Source organism: Actinomycetota bacterium (assembly GCA_005888325.1).
In the GTDB taxonomy this organism is placed as follows: domain Bacteria; phylum Actinomycetota; class Acidimicrobiia; order Acidimicrobiales; family AC-14; genus AC-14.
This window is the reverse complement of sequence record VAWU01000083.1, coordinates 945-4990: the sequence shown is the minus strand read 5'-3', so window position 1 is coordinate 4990 and position 4046 is coordinate 945. Positions and strand designations below refer to the sequence as shown.

Sequence of the window (4046 nt, the reverse complement as noted above, 5' to 3'; positions counted from 1 at the left end):
GGTGGCCGGCCCGCCGGGCTTCCACCGCCCTGCCACCGGCACGTCGCCAGGGTTGCCGAAGGGGACGGCCACGTGGGCGACACCCGTGGTGAGGCTGTTGCGCAGGTAGAACACTCCTCGGCGGTAGACCCCCGGCGTGTCGGTGCCGTTGCCGTCCCAGTCGCCGCACACCGGGATGTCGCCTGGGTCGCCGAAGCCAACGCTGACGTCGCCCCGTCCCGTCGTGTTGCTCAGCCGGATGTACCACCTCCCGTTGCGGAACACGCCGGGCGTATCGATGCCCGTGCCCGCCCAGTCACAGCTCAGGGGCACATCGCCCCTGTCTCCGTAGGCCAACCGCAGGTCGGCGACCCCTGGAGACAAGCTGTTGCGCAACAGCCAAACCGGCGCCTGGTCGCTGAGGAGGATGAGCGACGCGTCGTCGCAGCAAAAGACATCGAGGTCGACGCTCCCCACGATTCCCGGCAACGAACCGGACGAGGTGTGCTGCCAGAACGCCCAATCGCGCCAGCCGCCGGGCAACGGAAGCGTCGGTGCCGAACCGCCGTTGTAGTCGGCGATCCACAGCAGCTGGCCGGCGAACGCGCGCGAGTCGCCAGTGGCGTTCTTCCAGAAGTTCGGATAGGTGTAGATCAGCGGCCTTCGCCCTGTGAGCGCTTGGACGCGCGACAAGAACGTCGCGACCCACCCCACCAGGGCGTCGGCGCCGAGGTTCCCCGACCTCCGATGACCGATACGAAGAAATCGGCCTGCCTCGCGGGGTCGAGCTCGGGACGACCGTAGTGATACGCACCCCTCAACATCCCGTTCGCCTGCAAACCTGCCCAATCGACACCGAAGTAGGGATTGGTGTAAGAAAGTCCCTCCGTCGCCTTCACGAAGGCGAACGACCGGCCCGACGCTCGGACAGGTGCCCAGTCGATCGTCGCTCCGTTGGGATGCTGCCAGCCGGAGACGTCGAGACCATTCGCACCCAGACCGCTCAGGGGTTGACAGGAGGCGAGCACCGCAAGAAGCGCGAGAGCGCCGATGACCTTCGAGAGACCGCGCATGATGAGAGGCTGTTTTCGCGGGAGGGCGGACGAGAAGAGTGAAGCTAACACTTGGATTCGCTACCTTGCGATCAAGCTGCGTCAGCCTAGCGCTCGCGATGGTGGTGCTCGCCGCCTGCGGAGAGGCGCCGACGCCCACCGTGTCGGCGCGAAGTTCCCCCCCGTCCTCCTCGCCTCGGGCTCCCGCGCCGGGCGGGGTGACGACCGGCCTCGACGCCGGGCACGCCGGCCGCGCCGTCGACACTCCACTCGGACGAGTGACGGTCGGAAGCATCACTGACCTTGGGACCAGCCCGTCCGGACGCAGCGCGCGAGTCGTCGAGATCGAAGTCTGCTCGAGCGACGGCGTGCCGTTCTCGCCGGCCAGCTTCCTGCTCGAGACCGCCGACGGCCGGTCGTGGTCTCCGTCGCCGCCGGCAGCGGCGGCGCGGCAGCCCGATCTTGCTTCCACCGTGGAATCGAACCCACCGCCTGGAGGTTGCTCGCGTGGATGGCTCACCTTCGACGTCGACTCGGCGCAGCGGTCGACGGCAATCCTGTTCCATGCGCCGCGTTCGGACGAGACCTTTACCTGGCCGGCACGTTGAGTAGCTCCGCTTAGCTCGCTCGGCGATCCAAGGGAGCTTGTCGACCCGCGCGGAGAGGTGACCTTCTACGACGGCGTGTACCGGTGCGAGGGGCACCGCGGGCCTTCACGGCGTGCCCGTGTCGCCGGCGCAAAGGCCCATGCGGTGGGGGGATGCGGCGTGCCGTTGGTACAGCACGATTACCCTGGCGCCCGTTGTCGTCGCCAACCCGGTTCCCTGTCGACCAGCCCCTCACCGAGACACTCCCCCGGGTGGACCCACCCACGGTCGTGGAGTCCGCGTCCAGAGGTCTGCGGTCCTGGTCGCGTCGACGCGTTTGGGCGGCTCTGCTCGCGGTCGCGATCGCGGTGGTCAGCGCCATCGTGCTTCAGCGCCCGGCGGGCCCCGCCTCCCTGGACCGGGAGCCGCACATCTCTCGCGGCCCTGCCCTGCCACCGATCACCGCCAACGCACCGACCGAGCAGGCCTTCACGGCCCGCGCCGACGAGCTCTCCGGCATCGTCGCTCGCGTCGGCACCTACGGTGGGGCCACCCGGTGTTCCGTCAACGTCGTGGTGTCGGATCCGAACGGCGCCGTTGTGGGCCGCCGGGTCATCAGGTGCAGGGATCTGGTCGACAACGAGCTCCGCTTGTTGATCCGGTTTCGTCCGCTGCCCCGCAGTAAGGGCGAGCGTTTCCACCTGACGGTGAGCGCGCAGCCCGGAGCCCGACAGGCGATATCCCTTTGGGGGGCCGAGTCCGGCTCGCGCCTCCCTCCCGCCCTCTCCGGTGGCAAGTTGCAGCGGCAGAGCGTGGCCTTGATCACGGAATATGGAAAGCGGCGCCCCCTCGTCGACATCGTGGGCATTGCGTTGCGGCGCATGGCTCAATACCGAGTCGCCTGGTGGCGGCCGCCGGTGGTCGCCGGGATGATGATGACGGCGACGTTGCTGCTCGTGGCCCTCGTCGCCGTCCCTCGCCGGCTCTCGGTCGCGGCTCTGCTGAGCCTCGCCCTGATCAAGGGCGTCTTCTGGACGGTGGCGATGCCACCGTTGCAGGGCCCGGACGAGAGCTCGCACTTTGCCTATTCGCAGTTCATGGCCGAGGAGGGCGCGATTCCGCGACGGGGCACCAGTGTGAGCGGCCTCCCGCCGTACAGCGACGAGCTCCGCAGGGCTGAGCGGCTCCTGCACCGTGAGGCCGACCCTCCCGGCAACCGACCCGACTTCGGCCCGGGCTCGCGAGGAGCGGACGAGAGCAGGTTCCAGTCGAGGATCTCGCGTCGCGCAGGCGGCGACGCATCGGCGGCGGGCTATTCGCCCGTGTACTACGCACCGGCGTCGCTGCTGTATCGGGCCACGTCGGGCCCCATCTACACCCGAATCAGCACGATGAGGTTGTGGAGCGTCGCCCTGGGGTTGCTTTCGGTATGGCTCGCGCTGCTCATCGGGCGCCGGCTCTTCCCCGAGTCAGAAGGCGCGGCGCTCGCGCTTGCCGTCGGCGTCGCGCTGCAGCCGATGTTCAGCCAACAGACCGCGGTCATCAACAACGACGCGCTCGTCATCGCCGGTGGCTTCCTCTGCCTGCTCGTGGCGATGAAGCTCGTCGAACCCGGGGCGTCGCGATGGTTGCCGTTGCTCGGAGGGCTCGCTCTCGGCACAACCCTGCTGGGCAAGCCTTTTGGCTTGGCTATGGCGCCGGTCCTCGCGTTCGGCTGGCTCGTCGGCTGGCTGCGCAGCCACCCCCGCACGTGGAAGGCGTGGCCGGTCGCCCTGGCCCGATTCGGGCTTGGCGTGGGCGTCGGCGCTCTTCGACTATCCGGCGGCGTCGTTGACATCGCTCGCGGCCGCGCCAGGGTCCCGTTCGCTACGGGATTACCTGCACCTGCTGAAGCTCGACAACTACCAGGCACTGAAGCTGGATTGGGTCGACCGGTTCTGGGGCCACTTCGCATGGCTCGACCTACCTCTCCCCGGGTGGGTCTACAGCTGGTTGCGCTGGGCGACCCTTCTGGTCATCGTCCTCGCATGTGCATGGCTGCTGCACGTAGTCGTCGCGGTCGTACGCGCACGAAGCGTCCGATCGCGCCAACCACACGAAGCATCGGTGGTCCCGACACTCCTCTGCCTCCTCGCAGTGGTGTCGACCCTCGGCCTACTCCACATCATCGAATTCCAGGGTTTCCTACGAACCGCGAAGGCCGACATCATCCAGGGTCGGTACGGACTGATGGTGCTTCCCGCCGTCGTGGCGTTGCCCGCGCTCCTGCTCCGTCGGCTCGTTCCACGCGTGCCCGTCATCGTCAGCATGGTGACCGTCACGAGCGCGATCGCCGTCCTCCAGGTGATCTCGGTGGCCCGCATCATTGACGGCTTCTACCTCTGACTCTCCGTAGACGACCAAGGCGAGGTTCGCCGGGCCAATGCAA

Annotated in this window: 3 protein-coding genes; 1 reads left to right on the top strand and 2 read right to left on the bottom strand. The window is 68.2% G+C overall.

What is annotated here, in order from left to right; all coding sequences use genetic code 11:
- Positions 1 to 828: hypothetical protein (locus E6G06_22005; GenBank protein ID TML85460.1), on the bottom strand; the 828-nt coding region annotated here is incomplete at its 3' end.
- Complete coding sequence (locus tag E6G06_22000; protein ID TML85456.1) at positions 633 to 1052, bottom strand: hypothetical protein; 420 nt, start codon at positions 1050 to 1052, stop codon at positions 633 to 635. The genes E6G06_22000 and E6G06_22005, both read right to left, overlap by 196 nt.
- Positions 1053 to 1791: 739 nt before the next feature.
- Here E6G06_22000 and E6G06_21995 point away from each other — a divergent pair.
- Positions 1792 to 3987, top strand: a complete 2196-nt coding sequence (locus tag E6G06_21995) for a DUF2142 domain-containing protein (GenBank protein TML85455.1) — start codon at positions 1792 to 1794, stop codon at positions 3985 to 3987.
- The last annotated feature ends 59 nt before the right edge of the window (positions 3988 to 4046 follow it).

What these genes read in the sequence shown, in the direction of transcription:
- E6G06_22000 (TML85456.1), bottom strand. Translation starts at nt 1,052, where the DNA reads ATGCGCGGTCTCTCGAAGGTCATCGGCGCTCTCGCGCTTCTTGCGGTG.
- E6G06_21995 (TML85455.1), top strand. Translation starts at nt 1,792, where the DNA reads ATGCGGCGTGCCGTTGGTACAGCACGATTACCCTGGCGCCCGTTGTCG.